Source organism: Bacillus sp. ISL-39 (assembly GCF_018613295.1).
Classification (GTDB): Bacteria; Bacillota; Bacilli; order Bacillales; family Cytobacillaceae; genus Mesobacillus.
The window spans coordinates 23,734-38,189 of sequence record NZ_JAGGQM010000019.1; the positions used below are offsets into that span (position 1 = coordinate 23,734).

A 14,456-nucleotide genomic window follows, 5' to 3' on the forward strand; every position below is an offset into this window, starting at 1 on the left:
GTCACATTATAAGACCATTTTGTTCACATTTTCGAAACAAATGCGGTCAGTCTATCTATATTATATCGATAATAAAAGTCGGGTGTTTCAATTGTTTAGAGACAACTGTGACAGTTTATTGAACAAAGAAAGTGATGTGAAGTTCGTCATATCTAATAGTTTCGATTTTTCTTACTATTTATCCAAGTAACTGTCTGGTATATCTAAAATTTTTGCAAACAGAGGGGGAAACCATGATCACACAAAAAGTTCAACTGCCGCTTCAAACGCTCAGTCTTGTTGCTGGATTTATGGTATGGGTGATTTTATCTGCATTAATGCCGTTCATTAAAGAGGATATTCAGCTGACTGCCAACCAGGTAGCAATGGCTACTGCCATTCCCGTCGTCCTTGGTTCTGTCCTTAGAATTCCAATTGGGTTCTGGACAAACAAATACGGGGCAAGAAAACTGTTTTTTATCAGCTTTGCATTCCTGCTGTTTCCAGTTTATTTCATCAGTATTGCTGATTCCTATATTGAATTGTTGATTGGAGGATTATTCGTCGGCACTGGGGGAGCCATTTTCTCTGTAGGCGTAACCTCACTGCCAAAATACTATCCGAAAGAACGCCACGGCTTCGTAAACGGAATCTATGGGGTAGGAAATCTGGGAACGGCCGTTACAACTTTTTCAGCACCAGTCATTGCAGCTCAGTTCGGGTGGCAGCTAACTGTCAAGCTTTTCATCATCTTGCTGATTGCATTCGCATTACTTAACTTTTTCCTCGGTGACAAAAAAGAACCAAAAGTTGTGACTCCTCTGGCTGAGCAAATCAAGAGTGTGTACAAAAACCAGAAGCTTTGGGCATTGAGCTTATTTTACTTCTTAACTTTTGGTTCATTTGTAGCCTTCACAATCTATCTGCCCAACTTCCTGGTATCTCATTTCGAGCTTGATAAAGTCGATGCAGGACTAAGGACAGCAGGCTTCATTGCACTGGCGACGTTTTTCAGGCCAATCGGCGGCTGGCTGGGTGATAAATTCAACTCATTCGTCATATTGATGGCTGTGTTCGCAGGAATGACCATTTCGGGCTTTCTGCTCTCGTTCACGCCTTCGTTAACTTTGTATACAATTGGCTGTCTCGCAGTCGCAGTCAGTGCCGGCATCGGGAATGGGACTGTCTTCAAGCTTGTACCGCTTTATTTTTCAAAGCAAGCTGGGATCGTTAACGGAATTGTTTCAGCGATGGGTGGATTAGGGGGATTTTTCCCGCCGCTTATGCTGGCATTCCTGTTCAACCTTACCGGACACTATGCAATTGGTTTCATGGCTTTATCACAGGTGGCGCTGGCAAGCCTAATCATCGTGATTTGGATGTTCTATCAGGAGAAATTAAATCTTGCTAAAAATATCCTCGACCACACAGCTGAGGGAATCATGATTACAGATGTCAACGGTACGATTGAAAAAGTAAATCCAGCATTCACGACTGTCACAGGCTACAGTGCAGAGGAAGTCATTGGGGAAAATCCTCGCCTCCTGCAATCCGGTAAGCATGGGGAAGACTTTTACAGGGAGATGTGGCAATCCGTAAAGTACAAGGGATTCTGGCAGGGGGAGATTTGGAACAAGAAGAAGAACGGTACCATTTATACTGAATGGTTAACAATCAGCCCAGTGAAAAATGAAGCAGGTGAAATTAAGAACTTTGTGGGCATGTTCAGTGAATTGACCTTAAAGAACGAATAAGCCTTTTAAAAGACTGCGTCCCTGATGCGGTCTTTTCCTTGCTTTACCGAAAAGAAATTCCTGCTTAAGGCGCTTGCGCTTTTTATATGATATTATGACAACATGATGACATTTCTACACAAAAACACTATCCTTGCAGTTTTTATGTTGTAATATAGACATAAGGATGTAATCTACTATTCTAATAGAGGACTGAAGATGTTACTGTGAGAATATTAACAGTAAAGAACCTGCGTTGCTGTTACAATTTCAGTATTCATCACTTCTATAATTGGAGTTGACACAAAATGGTGAAAAACATAATCAAAGACCAATTAAATAGACCGCTACGCGACTTGCGTATTTCTGTTATAGATCGTTGTAATTTCCGCTGTCAGTATTGTATGCCTGCCGAAATCTTTGGCCCTGATTTCGCTTTCCTTCCTAAAAGCGAGCTATTGTCATATGAAGAAATTGAACGTGTGGCCAGGTTATTCATAGAACTTGGGGTGGAAAAGATCAGGCTTACAGGCGGGGAGCCACTGATGCGCAAGGATTTGCCAATCCTCGTCAAGATGCTGAATGAGATTGAAGGATTAAAGGATATCGCTTTGACCACCAATGGCGTAATGCTGCCGAAGTATGCAGAGGAGCTGCGTGCTGCTGGACTGAAGCGGGTCAATATCAGCCTGGATAGTTTAAAAGATGAATTGTTTGGCGAAATTAATGGCCGGAATGTTGGTGTAGGTCCGGTATTAAAAGGAATTGAGTCAGCGAAGAAAGCTGGCTTGGGCGTTAAGATCAATATGGTAGTCAAAAAGGGACTCAATGATACTGAGATTCTCCCAATGGCCGAATTCTGCAAAAAAGAAGGCCTGGAGCTCCGCTACATTGAATTCATGGATGTAGGTAGTACGAATGGCTGGAAAATGGATGATGTCATCACGAAGAAGCAGATCCATGACCTTTTGAGCCAGCATTATGAATTAGAACCAGTTGATCCTGAGTATTTCGGTGAAGTCGCGAAAAAATACCGTTATAAAGGAACGGATATTAATGTCGGTTTCATCTCATCGGTATCAGAGTCATTCTGCTCAAGCTGCACAAGGTCACGTTTGTCAGCGAATGGCCAGATATTCACATGCCTGTTCAATGGCAATGGCCACGACATCCGCGACTTCATGCGCGCTGGCGCTACAGATGGTGAACTCCGCGGCCGTATTACGGACGTTTGGAATCATAGAGATGACCGTTATTCTGATGAAAGAACGGCTGAAACAGTTGCGAACAGAAAGAAAATCGAAATGTCCTATATTGGCGGCTAAGACTCCTTCGGGGGTCTTTTTTATTGTTTTTTTAGGCTCTTTTCTCAAACTTTGCTGCAATTGACTACAAAATCGGATTCCTTCGCAAAGTTGACTCTTTTGTGAGAAAAGAGCATGCAAACTGACTGCCGACCTGCAAGATGGCTTTATATTACGTTAAAATGGTCTTTAGAATTTTAACAACAATCTTCACGAAACCATTTTTCATGATCTTTTTACTTTGGCGCGTATGGAAAATTTGGACATACTATGTTTCCGGACAAATGGTTTATGGGTATACATGAATCTACTATAAACTTGTTGGAGAATGCTGAATGCTAAAAAGAAGACTGGAATTTTTATTTGTATTTATTTTAATGGCATGTTTCTATATTGTATTTTTTACCGACTATAGCCAGACTTTCAAGGTATCAGCCATACTGATCTATGCGGTGATCATTTTTATCAGCATGTATTCATTGATGCTTGAAAACCGTTCGGCTCAGCACACGCTGATGTGGATGTATGTCATGCTGCTTTTTCCCGTGGGCGGTTATTTCTTTTATTTATTTTCGGGTCAGCTGTATTTAAAGGGTTATTTATATAAAAGCAAGCGGACGAGAGACCGTGACCAGTGGGAAAAACTGATGAGGAAGGAAGAGTCGAGGGACCTTTCTTTTTTGATTGAAAATCAGCAATGCTTCGCCAAGTATGCAAAAAATGCAACGTTGACACCGATAACAACTGCCTCCAGAGCAAAGATCCTGAAAAATGGAGAAGAAACCTTTGCCGAACTGAAAAAGAAATTACGGGAAGCAGAAAGATTCATCCATATGGAATACTATATTTTCAGGTCTGATCGCCTTGGACGGGAGATTATAGATATCCTGATTGAAAAGGCAAAGCAAGGTGTCGAGGTTTTATTCATGTTCGATGCTGCCGGAAGCATGAAGTTCGCAGTGAGCGACCTTAAAGACATGCAGGAGGCGGGCATTAAAGCGGCACCGTTCTCCCCGCTAAAATACGGGTTCTTCAATCAGAAGTTCAACTTTCGAAATCACAGAAAAATTGTCATTATCGATGGGGAGATTGGATTTGTCGGAGGTTTGAACGTTGGAGTAGAATATTTAGGAGAAGATGATAAAATCGGTTTCTGGCGTGATACGCATATGGTGCTGACCGGTGAGGCTGTGTATACCCTTCATAATGTCTTTTTGCTTGATTGGGAATATGTCAGCGGCGAGAAAGTGCTGGGAAATAAGCGAGCCGTGAAAAATCCCCATGATGAAGATGAACTCGATGGGGCTATCCAGGTCGTGCCAAGCGGTCCGGATACTCAGCAGGGAATCATGAGTGATTTTTACTATACGATGATGTCCTGTGCAACAAAATCGATTTGGATTGCTACCCCTTATTTTGTCCCTGACGAAGCAATCCGCACGGCATTGAGAGTTGCCGCAGCAAAGGGGATTGAAGTCAGGATCATGGTCCCTGAAATCAATGACAGCTACCTGACGCAATATGCGAGCCGTTCTTACTATTCTGAGCTATTACGGAACGGGGCAGAGATTTACTCGTACAAAAAAGGGTTTTTGCACCAGAAGGTCATCATCGTTGATGGGAATATCGCCTCGATTGGCACAGCCAATTTAGACATGCGGAGCTTTCATCTGAATTTCGAGGTCAATGTATTTTTGTTTGGTACAAGTTCGATCAGGGACCTTGTGGCTCATTATGAAGAGGATCTTGAGGACTCGGAGAAAATCAGTCCTGTTAAATATCATAAGCGCGGGCTTTGGGAACGAACGAAGGAATCGTTCGCGCGGCTTTTCTCCGGTGCATTATAACGTAAGCTGTAATGAAAAATGCCCCATCATTAATTGATTGGGGCATTCTAACTGGTTAGGCGATATACCTTGGAAACAGGATGTTGTTTTCTAGATGGACATGCATGAAGGTATGTGATTCCAGCGCCTCAAGACGCTTGTATACCAAGCGGTACGTTCCGCACGCATCGATTGGCGGATTGAAGTCAGCTGTTATTTCACGCAGTTGCTTTAGGATTGAGCCGGCATGGTCATGTTCCTTCTCAAGTTCTGTGATTTCTGCGATCATTTCAGAACGTTCTACATCATTTGCGGTATCAAGCTGCAGCAATAGCGGGAAGACAGTTGCTTCTTCTTTTGCGGTATGCTCCAGGAGCTCCTTCTTCAACTTATAGAAAAGCTCATAGACCTTCAAAAGTTCATCGTGGCGGTCACCGTGCACTTTAGCGACCTTTGTTACATACGGGCTTAGCAGTTTTAACTCTTCTTCAAGTTCGCGGTGGTATTTGTTCTTGATATGGTCGATCAATTCTGCTGAGTCAGTTTCTGTCCAGACCTCCATACTTTCTGGAGCGCCGTTATGCTTTCGATATAATTCTTCGAGTGCCTCCATGATTGCCGGCACGTCCAGGTTTTGTTCAGCCGCCGCTTCCGCTAGAGGACGATTGCCGCCACAGCAGAAATCCAGTCTATTTTGCTTGAACAAATCACTTGATTGAGGGAATATATTGACAATATCTTTAACTAAAGAATTTTGATCAAAAGGCATTTTCATATAAGTACCTCCAGGAGATTATTTAATACTGTTTACATACTCATCATAAAGGAAATGGTTTTACTGCTTGGTGATGTGCATCACACTTCACAAAAAATCTACATATTTTCGGGAGATTTTATGAGAGAATACTGTGAGGTTTGTTATGTTTTCATTTTTACATTACTCTTATAATGAAAAGGGTATATTTATAAGTTAAGCCTGCAATAGGAGCTGATTATATGTTAGAAAAAAGAAACCCTATTCCAATTGGAGAGGCAGTTAAGAGAGTGATGGAGCATAAGAAAAAAGGCTCCACTGAATATGTTTCAATAAATGAAAGCTTTGGACGCTATCTTTCAGAGGACTTGAAAGCAACCAGTGATGTGCCTCATTTTGACAGAGCTCCATACGATGGATATGCGATTCGTTCTGTCGATACACAGGAAGCCTCTCAAAATCACGCGGTTGAATTCGAAGTGGTTGACCATATCGGAGCAGGTATGCTAACGGATAAAGAACTTGGACCGTTCCAGGCTGTCAGGATTATGACAGGCGCCCAGATGCCTGTTGGAGCTGACGCTGTTGTTATGCTGGAATTAGCTAAAGAAGCAGAGCGTGATGGAAAAAAATATATGGAAACAAAGCGGAAACATAATAAAGGAGACAATGTTTCCTACCGCGGTGAGGATGCAAAGGAAGGGGAGGTCCTTGTAAAAAAAGGCACCTTCATCAATCCGGGAATCCAGGCGATGCTGGCAACTTTCGGGTATGCAAAAGTACCAGTAGCAAAGAAGCCGGTAATTGGCCTTTATGCAACAGGGACTGAATTGCTGGATGTCGATGAACCGCTTGAGCCGGGAAAAATTCGCAACAGCAACTCTTATATGATCTCCGCGCAAATTCTTCGTGCCGGTGCAGAAGTGAAATACTTTGGACAGCTGCCAGATGATTTTGATACATGCTTCGATGCAGTGAGCAAAGCGATTGAGGAAGTGGACTTATTCATTACAACCGGTGGGGTTTCTGTCGGGGACTATGACTATCTCCCGGAAATCTATGCAAAGCTTGGAGCAGAGGTGTTGTTCAATAAGGTAGCGATGAGGCCTGGAAGCGTCACTACTGTAGCCCAGCTTGACGGGAAGGTATTGTTCGGTCTGTCAGGAAACCCTTCTGCTTGCTATGTAGGTTTTGAATTGTTCGCCCGTCCAATCATCAGGACGATGCTGTTCACTGGTCAGCCTCATTTGAGGAAGGAGAAAGCCATTCTTGATGCCAATTTCCCTAAAGCAAATCCATTCACTAGATTTGTAAGGAGTGCCCTGACAATCGAGAATGGAAAACTGGTAGTGACACCAAGCGGTCTGGATAAATCAAACATCATCATGAGCCTTGCCGGGGCTAACTCCCTCATGATTCTGCCTGGCGGCACGAGAGGTTTTGAACAGGGAACCGAGGTGGAGGTCCTGATGCTCGAAGACCATGCGGGCAGCGAATGGCCTTGGTAAAACCGGTGCTGTTCCAGATTGCAGGGTACCAAAACAGCGGCAAAACCACGCTTAGCCTGATGTTGATTAAACAGCTGACTGCAGCTGGCCTTAAGGTAGCGACAGTGAAACATCATGGGCATGGCGGCAAGCCGGAAGTTGTTGAGGCAAAGGATTCAGATAAGCATATTAAGGCTGGAGCCGCTGTCTCACTTGTAGAAGGAGGAGGCAGGATGATCATCCATGCTGAAAACGGTTCATGGTCCCTTGCTGAAGAAATAGACATGCTTTCCTTCTTCAAGCCAGATGTAATATTGATAGAAGGCTATAAGAATGAGCCCTTTCCCAAGGCGGTCATCCTGCGTGATGAAAGAGATCTGGAGCTAGTGGAAAAGCTTCAGAATATCCAGGTCGTCTTATGCCGGGATCCGGGTCTGCTAAACTTATTAAAGGATATTGCACTTCCTGTTCTTAATATGGATGATGGAGTTAGCTGGATTTTAGAGGAAATCATCAAAAAATAGGTGATTTCCTCTAGGTCCTTCAAGGTTTAGCTAGAAAAGTTCTTATTTTAGACATATACGGCGACTTTTGTCACTGCCACTTTATACCTGCCCGGTTAGAATGTTAATGGGGTTCAGGTTGTGACATATGTGTGAGGTGAGAGCGATGGAAATGCTGCAAATTTTTTTGTGGATTGTTTATCCATATTCTGTTGTGGCAATTGTGGCGATGGGACTAGTCTGGCAGTACGATGCATCGAGAGAGGAAGGAACACGTTCGAAAGCAGGGAGGCTTCTGCTGGGCGTCGTCAAAACACTTATGGCCGCCAGCACGGCGACAGGTATTGCGATCGTGCTGTCAAGCAGCATAGCGAACGAACCAGTATTGCTGTTAAGATGGCTCATCAGCCTTGCCCAACTGCAGCCGGACATGAGCCTGGTCATGGATGTTTCCATTCTCTCGAAGGTCCATTATATTACTGTATTCCTATTCCTATTGAGTCTGGCATTCACGAAGGAAATTTATTATTTGCTAAAACCGCACTTATATTTAAAGAAAATATTTTTAAAATTGCATTTCGAAAGAAGAGGCTGATGGCAGAATTTCAGCCTCTTCTTTTCTTTAGGTTGTTTTCGTAAAGATTGTTGTTAAAATCCTAAAGACGATTTTAAAATAATCTAAAGCTAATTAGTAGGTCGGAATAAAGTTTGCATGCTCTTTTCTCATTCTTAGAATCAACTTTGCAAGGAAACATAGTTCATTCATCCTATTTTGCGGTCAATAGCAAAAAGTTTGAGAAAAGAGCCCTTCTTTTTGACAGTTCAGTGTCATTTGGAATTCCTCATCCCCAAATGTGATGTGTTTCACTTATTATACCTTTTGTCTGCTTTATATTTAAGGCAGGAAACAAAAGGGAGTGTTCATTCATGAAGTTATTTATGCCAAAACAGCATGGAGCCTGGGCGATGTTGATCATCCCTTTCTGGCTTGGAGCAGCGGCAAGTGAATTAGTCTGGCAGCATGTCCCGTTTTTTATCGGGTGGCTGTTACTATATTTAGGAACATATCCGCTTCTTTTGATGTTCAAGAAAAAGAAAATCCCATTTTATCGTAAATGGGCGCTTACTTATATAATACCAGCCTTATTATTCTTGATGGTCCCATTGTTCATGACACCAACGATTGTGACCTTTGGCCTAGCAATGATTCCGTTTTTCATGATCAATGCATACTTCTCTGCGAAAAATAAAGACCGTGCTCTCCTTAATGATTTAAGTGCAATCGTTGTTTTCTCTATTGCCGGACTTGCAAGCAGCTATCTTGCGAATGGGGAAATCAATGAAAATGCCATTCTTGTTTTTGCCGCATCGATCCTGTTTTTCACAGGAAGCACATTTTACGTGAAAACAATGATCCGCGAGAAGAAAAATAGTCAATTCAAATGGATTTCCTGGTCGTACCATTTACTCGTTCCGGTATTATGGCTTGTGGCTGGAGAAGCAATCGTAGCGGCAGCCGCAATTCCTAGCTTTATCAGAGCGATGGCATTTTACGGTAAACCGCTTTCTGTCATGAAGGTAGGCATATACGAAATCGTGAACGCAGCCCTGTTTTTTATCATCATGCTGTTTGCGATTCTCTAAGATCATCCAATTTGAAAACACTCAATAAGAAAAGCCGCCAGTTAAAGTCTGGCGGCTTTTCTATTCAATATTGCATACCTCAATCGGGCAATTCTCACAATCTATTTCTCTTTTTAGGCGGTTGATGGCATGGATGGTAATGAATCCTTTATCAATGGAAATGATTTTGCTTTTCCTTAGGTCGCTCAATAATCTGTTTACGACTTCGCGTGAGGTCCCACAGAAGTTTGCAAGCTCCTGGTTTGTAAGGGATACATTAATTTTAACGCCTTCATCTGTTTTAATGCCATAGCTGTTTGCCATCCGGATCAATGTGGAGTACAATGCGCCTTTTTTTCCATGAAGGACGAGATCTCTGAACCTTGTTTGCGATTTGCGGTGCTGCAGGGAAAGCCATTTAACGAGTTCCAGTGCCAGCCCGCTGTCCTTTTCAATTTCAGTCTCGAGCTTATCCTTCTGTATCACCGCTACAGTACCGCTTTCTGAGGCCCGGGCATTCAATATATGCTGAGATGCCGTGCTGAATAGTGATAACTCTCCAACCAACTCACCAGCTGAACACATTCTGATTGTTAACTCGCGTCCATCCGGCACCATTTTGCTGATTTGAAATTTCCCGCTCTGGATAATATACAGCTCGTCTGCGGTATTTCCTTCTTCAAAAAGAAACCGCCCTTTATCAATAGTCTTGATTTTATGGACCTTTTCAAAAAGCTTATTCAAATTTGGTGACAACGTTGTTGCAGTCAACATATGAATACCACCTTATCTACGGGAGGTTATACTCCCTTCCGTATCTGATATTAATATTATTATATTGTAAAGCATACAAAGCCAGCAATAAAATTGTGAATTGTTCACATATTGTTAATAAATCTGTTGCGTTTTTTTCTCTTTGTTTTTATAATAAAAAGAAATTTATTTATAAATATAAACAAACGTGATTATTTATGCATGCGTTGAAAGGAGGTTTCAAGTGAAGGCATCAATCATTGGCACAACTGGATATGGGGGTGGAGAACTAATTCGTATCCTGGCAAATCATCCATATATCAGTATTCATTCAATCCACACAACAAGAGAAGAAAAACCTGTTTCTGAAGAATACCCCCATTTAACAGGGATTTTTGATAAAGTCCTCACCAAGATTGAAACTGACAAAATCGCCGCGGAATCAGACATTGTGTTCCTGGCAACCCCATCAAAAGTTTCCGGAAAGCTTGTAAAATCTTTTCTCAATAAGAACATTAAAGTCATTGATTTATCAGGTGACTTGAGATTGAAAGACGCATCAGCATATGAAGAATGGTATAAGCATGAATCAGTCAGTGCTTCTATATTGGATGAAGCGGTATACGGGCTAAGTGAATGGAATAGGGAGCAGATTATGAATGCAAACCTGCTGGCAAATCCAGGATGTTACCCGACTGCAGCTCTCCTTGGGCTGGCACCTGTGCTGACAGAAAAGCTGATTGATTCGAATAGTATCATCATTGATGCAAAGTCTGGAGTGTCCGGTGCAGGAAGGTCTCCCTCAATGGGAACGTTATACGCTGAGTTGAATGAAAATTTCAAAATTTATAAAGTTAATGAGCACCAGCATATCCCTGAAATCGAGCAGCAGCTCAGTCTTTGGAATGGCGAAGAGGTTAGGGTCACCTTCAGCACACATTTAATACCCGTCACAAGAGGAATCATGGCGACCATATATGTTCAGTTAAAAGAAGATCTGGATACTTTGAGACTGTTAGATTTATATAAAGAAACATATGATAGCCACGCATTTATAAGAGTAAGGAAAAACGGAATGTTCCCTTCAGTCAAAGAGGTCAAGGGGTCGAATTACTGTGATATTGGGCTGCATGCGGACAGCAGGACAGGAAGGCTGACGATTGTATCGGTGATCGATAATTTAATGAAAGGCGCTGCAGGTCAGGCGGTTCAAAACGCCAATATTATGTTTGGATTAGAGGAAAGTGCAGGACTGAAGATGATTCCACTGTATCCATAAAGGAGGAAAATATGTACCAGGCAATGACCGACAAGCAATTAATAAAAAAAATCCCTGATGGAGGAATTTTAACTCCAAAAGGATTCCAGTGCGGCGGAGTACATGCAGGGCTGCGCTATGCCAAGCTTGATTTAGGGATGATTGTAAGCGAGAATCCGGCCAGTTGTGCCGCTGTCTACACGACAAGTCACTTCCAGGCGGCTCCATTGGCGGTAACACAGGAAAGTATTGCGGAGGAGAAGGTTCTCCAGGCAATCGTCGTCAACAGTGCATGTGCGAATGCATGCACGGGAGAACAAGGATATAAGGATGCGCTGAAAATGCGATCATTGGCAGCAGCAAAACTGGGGATTCCTGAACATCATGTTGCTGTTGCATCCACTGGAGTAATCGGTGAATATATGCAGATGGAAAAAATTGAGTCTGGAATCGGAAAGCTTTCTATCGGCAAAACAGCGGATGATGCAAAGGATTTCCAAACGGCGATCCTGACAACGGATACAGTAATGAAAAGCTGCTGTTACACTGCTGAAATTGACGGGGTAACAGTGAGTATAGGAGGGGCCGCGAAGGGTTCTGGGATGATTCACCCGAACATGGCCACGATGCTTGGTTTTTTAACAACTGATGCTAATATATCAAGTGAATACTTGGCGGCAGCGCTAAAGGATGTAACGAATACAACCTTCAATCAAATCACGGTGGATGGAGATACATCCACGAATGATATGGTGCTGGTGCTGGCAAATGGAACTGCAGGAAATCTGTCATTGGACCCGGACCATCCAGATTGGGTAGTTTTTATAGACTTGTTAAAAGAAAGCTGTGCAAGTCTTGCAAAACAGATTGCAAAGGATGGAGAGGGAGCAACAAAATTGATTGAGATATCGGTAACAGGCGCAATGTCTGATGAAGAAGCACGAATGGTCGGAAAACAGATCGCCGGGTCTAACCTTGTCAAAACAGCAGTTTACGGGGCGGATGCGAACTGGGGACGGATCATAGGCGCGATCGGCCAAAGTGAGGCATCCGTAAATCCAAAAACTGTCGATATATCTCTTGGAGAAATTGCTATGCTTAAAGATAGTACACCTGTAGCTTTCGATGAAGATCAGGCGAGGGAGTACCTGATGGATGACAAGATTGAAATTTTCGTTGACCTGCATTTGGGGGAAGGAAAAGGAATGGCCTGGGGCTGCGATCTTTCCTATGATTATGTGAAAATAAATGCAAGCTATCGGACTTAAAGGGGCGGATTAATTGGAAACGGTGGTCATTAAATGCGGCGGAAGTGTGTTAGAGGAGCTTAATGACAATTTCTTCAGTAGTCTAAAAGAATTGATGGCGGATGGGTTCTATCCCGTCATCGTTCACGGGGGCGGGCCAGCAATCAACTCGATGCTTGATTTATATGAAATCCCGGCTATGTTCAAAGATGGTCTTAGAGTGACGTGTGAAAAGACGATCGGAATTGTTGAAATGGTACTTTCCGGACAGACGAATCGGCAGCTGTGCAGCATGCTGATGAAGCAGGACTTCAATGCTCTTGGCATCAATGGGAGCGATGGTCTTTGCCTTCAGGCCGAATATATTGATAAGCAGAGCTTGGGATACGTTGGGACGATTACCCAGGTAAACACTGACTTGATTATGCTGGCGCTTCAAAATGGCTATATTCCTGTGATTACGCCACTCGGTATTGCCAATGATGGCAGCAAGCTAAATATAAATGGCGATTATGCTGCTGCATCGATTGCGAAAGCCTTGAAGGCTGAACGTTGTGCTTTTATAACCAATGTGGACGGAATCCTGATAGATGGTGAGCTGGTGACCGAAAAGACTGATAGTCAAATAGAGAGCTATATTTCTGATGGAAGTATCTATGGAGGAATGGTTCCAAAGGTAAAATCCGCCTTGTCAGCTACAGCGGCGGGTGTAGATACTGTCATGATTATTTCTGGCAAAAAGCGATTCTATAAAAATAACTGCTGGCATGGAACAGCGATTGCCGCAAAAGAAGAGGTGTTTTAATGAGCCATTTATTCCCTACTTATCAACGATGGGAAATACAGCCTGTAAAAGCAGAAGGGACGCTCCTTTATGGAAAGGACGGCCAGCAATACCTTGATTTTACTTCTGGCATTGGCGTCTGCAATTTGGGCCATCGTCATGAAGCAGTAGAGCATGCAGTCAAGGAACAACTCGACTTATTCTGGCATGTATCGAATCTCTTTCCGCAAACAATCCAGGAAGAAGCAGCTAAAAAGCTCGCAGATAGTTCTGGATTGGATTGTGTATTTTTTGCCAATAGCGGTGCAGAAGCAAACGAAGCAGCGATTAAACTTGCAAGGAAAGCTACTGGGCGCACCAAAATCATCACGTTCCTGCAATCCTTTCACGGCAGGACTTTCGCCGGCATGGCTGCCACCGGGCAGGATAAAATCAAGCAGGGGTATGGCAGCATGCTTGAAACATTTATCCATATGCCATTCAATGACCTGGATGCTCTAAAAACTGAAATTGATTCTGATACAGCTGCGGTAATGATTGAAATTATCCAGGGTGAGGGCGGAATTCATGTCGTAACAAACGAATTTATAAAGGAAGCAGCAAGTTTATGTGCTGAAAGTGGCGTACTGCTTATTATCGATGAAATCCAGACCGGGATCGGCCGGACTGGCAGACCATTTGCATTTCAGCATTTTGGGATAGAACCTGATATTATAACCGTTGCAAAAGGGCTTGGTAATGGGCTTCCAATAGGAGCCGCCATCGGCAAAGCTGGTCTCGCTGAGTTTTTTGGTCCGGGCACCCATGGTTCGACATTTGGCGGAAATCCGATCAGTACGGCGGCAGCGATAGCCGTTATGGATACCATTTTTAATGAAGGATTCCTTGCAGAGGCATCTGCCAAAGGGAAATTACTATTTGAGTTACTTCATAATGAACTCGGTTGGATGGAAGTGGTTAAAGACATCAGGGGACTCGGGTTGATGGCTGGAATTGAACTGACTGTCGATGCACAGCCGATTTTAGCTGAATTGAGGAAATCGGGAATGATTGCATTGCCGGCAGGAGAAAAGGTTGTCCGTCTGCTTCCGCCGCTGAATGTTACAGAAGAGGAGATAGAGAAGGCTGTCTCTTTACTGAAAGGAACCTTAAGTAAATCTAAGGTAACTGCATAAATTGCAGTAAAATTTTTTAAATTGCGTTGC

General features: G+C 43.1%; 13 protein-coding genes. 11 read left to right on the forward strand and 2 right to left on the reverse strand.

Annotation, left to right across the window (positions count from 1 at the left end):
* Window positions 1–233: 233 nt before the first annotated feature.
* The 3 genes from J7E37_RS14455 to cls all read left to right on the forward strand — a co-directional run bounded on the left by J7E37_RS14455 (window position 234) and on the right by cls (window position 4,863).
* Window positions 234–1,733 (forward strand): nitrate/nitrite transporter, encoded by a 1,500-nt coding sequence (locus J7E37_RS14455; RefSeq protein WP_214776609.1) that lies wholly within the window; start codon window positions 234–236, stop codon window positions 1,731–1,733.
* 287 nt (window positions 1,734–2,020) lie between these two features.
* Entirely contained in the window at window positions 2,021–3,037 is a 1,017-nt protein-coding gene (moaA, locus tag J7E37_RS14460) for a GTP 3',8-cyclase MoaA (protein ID WP_251009678.1), read from the forward strand.
* A gap of 314 nt (window positions 3,038–3,351) precedes the next feature.
* Window positions 3,352–4,863, forward strand: coding sequence for a cardiolipin synthase (gene cls / locus J7E37_RS14465; RefSeq protein ID WP_214776608.1), 1,512 nt, complete (start codon window positions 3,352–3,354; stop codon window positions 4,861–4,863).
* Between the two features lie 55 nt (window positions 4,864–4,918).
* Here cls and ric read toward each other — a convergent pair whose 3' ends face one another.
* Window positions 4,919–5,617 carry an iron-sulfur cluster repair di-iron protein gene (gene ric / locus J7E37_RS14470; protein ID WP_214776607.1) on the reverse strand — a complete coding sequence of 233 codons (699 nt, stop codon included), beginning with the start codon at window positions 5,615–5,617 and terminating at the stop codon, window positions 4,919–4,921.
* Between the two features lie 221 nt (window positions 5,618–5,838).
* On the opposite strand from ric, the gene J7E37_RS14475 reads away from it, so the two are divergent.
* The 4 genes from J7E37_RS14475 to J7E37_RS14490 all read left to right on the forward strand — a co-directional run bounded on the left by J7E37_RS14475 (window position 5,839) and on the right by J7E37_RS14490 (window position 9,230).
* Entirely contained in the window at window positions 5,839–7,104 is a 1,266-nt protein-coding gene (locus J7E37_RS14475; RefSeq protein WP_214776606.1) for a molybdopterin molybdotransferase MoeA, read from the forward strand.
* Window positions 7,092–7,607, forward strand: a complete 516-nt coding sequence (gene mobB / locus J7E37_RS14480) for a molybdopterin-guanine dinucleotide biosynthesis protein B (RefSeq protein WP_251009679.1) — start codon at window positions 7,092–7,094, stop codon at window positions 7,605–7,607. The genes J7E37_RS14475 and mobB overlap by 13 nt, the downstream gene beginning before the upstream one ends.
* A 145-nt stretch (window positions 7,608–7,752) precedes the next feature.
* The gene (locus J7E37_RS14485) at window positions 7,753–8,181 is read left to right on the forward strand and encodes a respiratory nitrate reductase subunit gamma (protein WP_215024675.1); all 429 of its coding nucleotides are present in this window, start codon (window positions 7,753–7,755) and stop codon (window positions 8,179–8,181) included.
* Between the two features lie 332 nt (window positions 8,182–8,513).
* Window positions 8,514–9,230: a YwiC-like family protein gene (locus J7E37_RS14490; RefSeq protein ID WP_214776604.1), complete on the forward strand. Its 717-nt coding sequence runs from the start codon at window positions 8,514–8,516 to the stop codon at window positions 9,228–9,230.
* A 60-nt stretch (window positions 9,231–9,290) separates the two neighbouring features.
* Here the strand turns inward: J7E37_RS14490 and J7E37_RS14495 are convergent, their stop codons facing one another.
* Window positions 9,291–9,983 (reverse strand): Crp/Fnr family transcriptional regulator, encoded by a 693-nt coding sequence (locus tag J7E37_RS14495; RefSeq protein WP_215024678.1) that lies wholly within the window; start codon window positions 9,981–9,983, stop codon window positions 9,291–9,293.
* Window positions 9,984–10,206: 223 nt separating this feature from the next.
* On the opposite strand from J7E37_RS14495, the gene argC reads away from it, so the two are divergent.
* The 4 genes from argC to J7E37_RS14515 are packed head-to-tail and all read left to right on the forward strand — an operon-like array spanning window position 10,207 to window position 14,426.
* Complete coding sequence (gene argC / locus J7E37_RS14500; protein WP_214776602.1) at window positions 10,207–11,241, forward strand: N-acetyl-gamma-glutamyl-phosphate reductase; 1,035 nt, start codon at window positions 10,207–10,209, stop codon at window positions 11,239–11,241.
* An 11-nt stretch (window positions 11,242–11,252) separates the two neighbouring features.
* The gene (gene argJ / locus J7E37_RS14505; RefSeq protein WP_251009680.1) at window positions 11,253–12,488 is read left to right on the forward strand and encodes a bifunctional ornithine acetyltransferase/N-acetylglutamate synthase; all 1,236 of its coding nucleotides are present in this window, start codon (window positions 11,253–11,255) and stop codon (window positions 12,486–12,488) included.
* 22 nt (window positions 12,489–12,510) lie between these two features.
* On the forward strand, window positions 12,511–13,272 hold the full coding sequence (argB, locus tag J7E37_RS14510) for an acetylglutamate kinase (protein ID WP_483297217.1): 762 nt from the start codon (window positions 12,511–12,513) through the stop codon (window positions 13,270–13,272).
* Window positions 13,272–14,426: an acetylornithine transaminase gene (locus tag J7E37_RS14515; RefSeq protein ID WP_214776600.1), complete on the forward strand. Its 1,155-nt coding sequence runs from the start codon at window positions 13,272–13,274 to the stop codon at window positions 14,424–14,426. Before argB ends, J7E37_RS14515 begins: the two co-directional genes overlap by 1 nt.
* Window positions 14,427–14,456 lie beyond the last annotated feature (30 nt).

Bases quoted from the DNA above. Each gene is read 5' to 3' on its own strand.
- J7E37_RS14455 (WP_214776609.1), top strand. From the start codon at position 234: ATGATCACACAAAAAGTTCAACTGCCGCTTCAAACGCTCAGTCTTGTT.
- moaA (WP_251009678.1), top strand. From the start codon at position 2,021: ATGGTGAAAAACATAATCAAAGACCAATTAAATAGACCGCTACGCGAC.
- cls (WP_214776608.1), top strand. From the start codon at position 3,352: ATGCTAAAAAGAAGACTGGAATTTTTATTTGTATTTATTTTAATGGCA.
- ric (WP_214776607.1), bottom strand. From the start codon at position 5,617: ATGAAAATGCCTTTTGATCAAAATTCTTTAGTTAAAGATATTGTCAAT.
- J7E37_RS14475 (WP_214776606.1), top strand. From the start codon at position 5,839: ATGTTAGAAAAAAGAAACCCTATTCCAATTGGAGAGGCAGTTAAGAGA.
- mobB (WP_251009679.1), top strand. From the start codon at position 7,092: ATGGCCTTGGTAAAACCGGTGCTGTTCCAGATTGCAGGGTACCAAAAC.
- J7E37_RS14485 (WP_215024675.1), top strand. From the start codon at position 7,753: ATGGAAATGCTGCAAATTTTTTTGTGGATTGTTTATCCATATTCTGTT.
- J7E37_RS14490 (WP_214776604.1), top strand. From the start codon at position 8,514: ATGAAGTTATTTATGCCAAAACAGCATGGAGCCTGGGCGATGTTGATC.
- J7E37_RS14495 (WP_215024678.1), bottom strand. From the start codon at position 9,983: ATGTTGACTGCAACAACGTTGTCACCAAATTTGAATAAGCTTTTTGAA.
- argJ (WP_251009680.1), top strand. From the start codon at position 11,253: ATGTACCAGGCAATGACCGACAAGCAATTAATAAAAAAAATCCCTGAT.
- J7E37_RS14515 (WP_214776600.1), top strand. From the start codon at position 13,272: ATGAGCCATTTATTCCCTACTTATCAACGATGGGAAATACAGCCTGTA.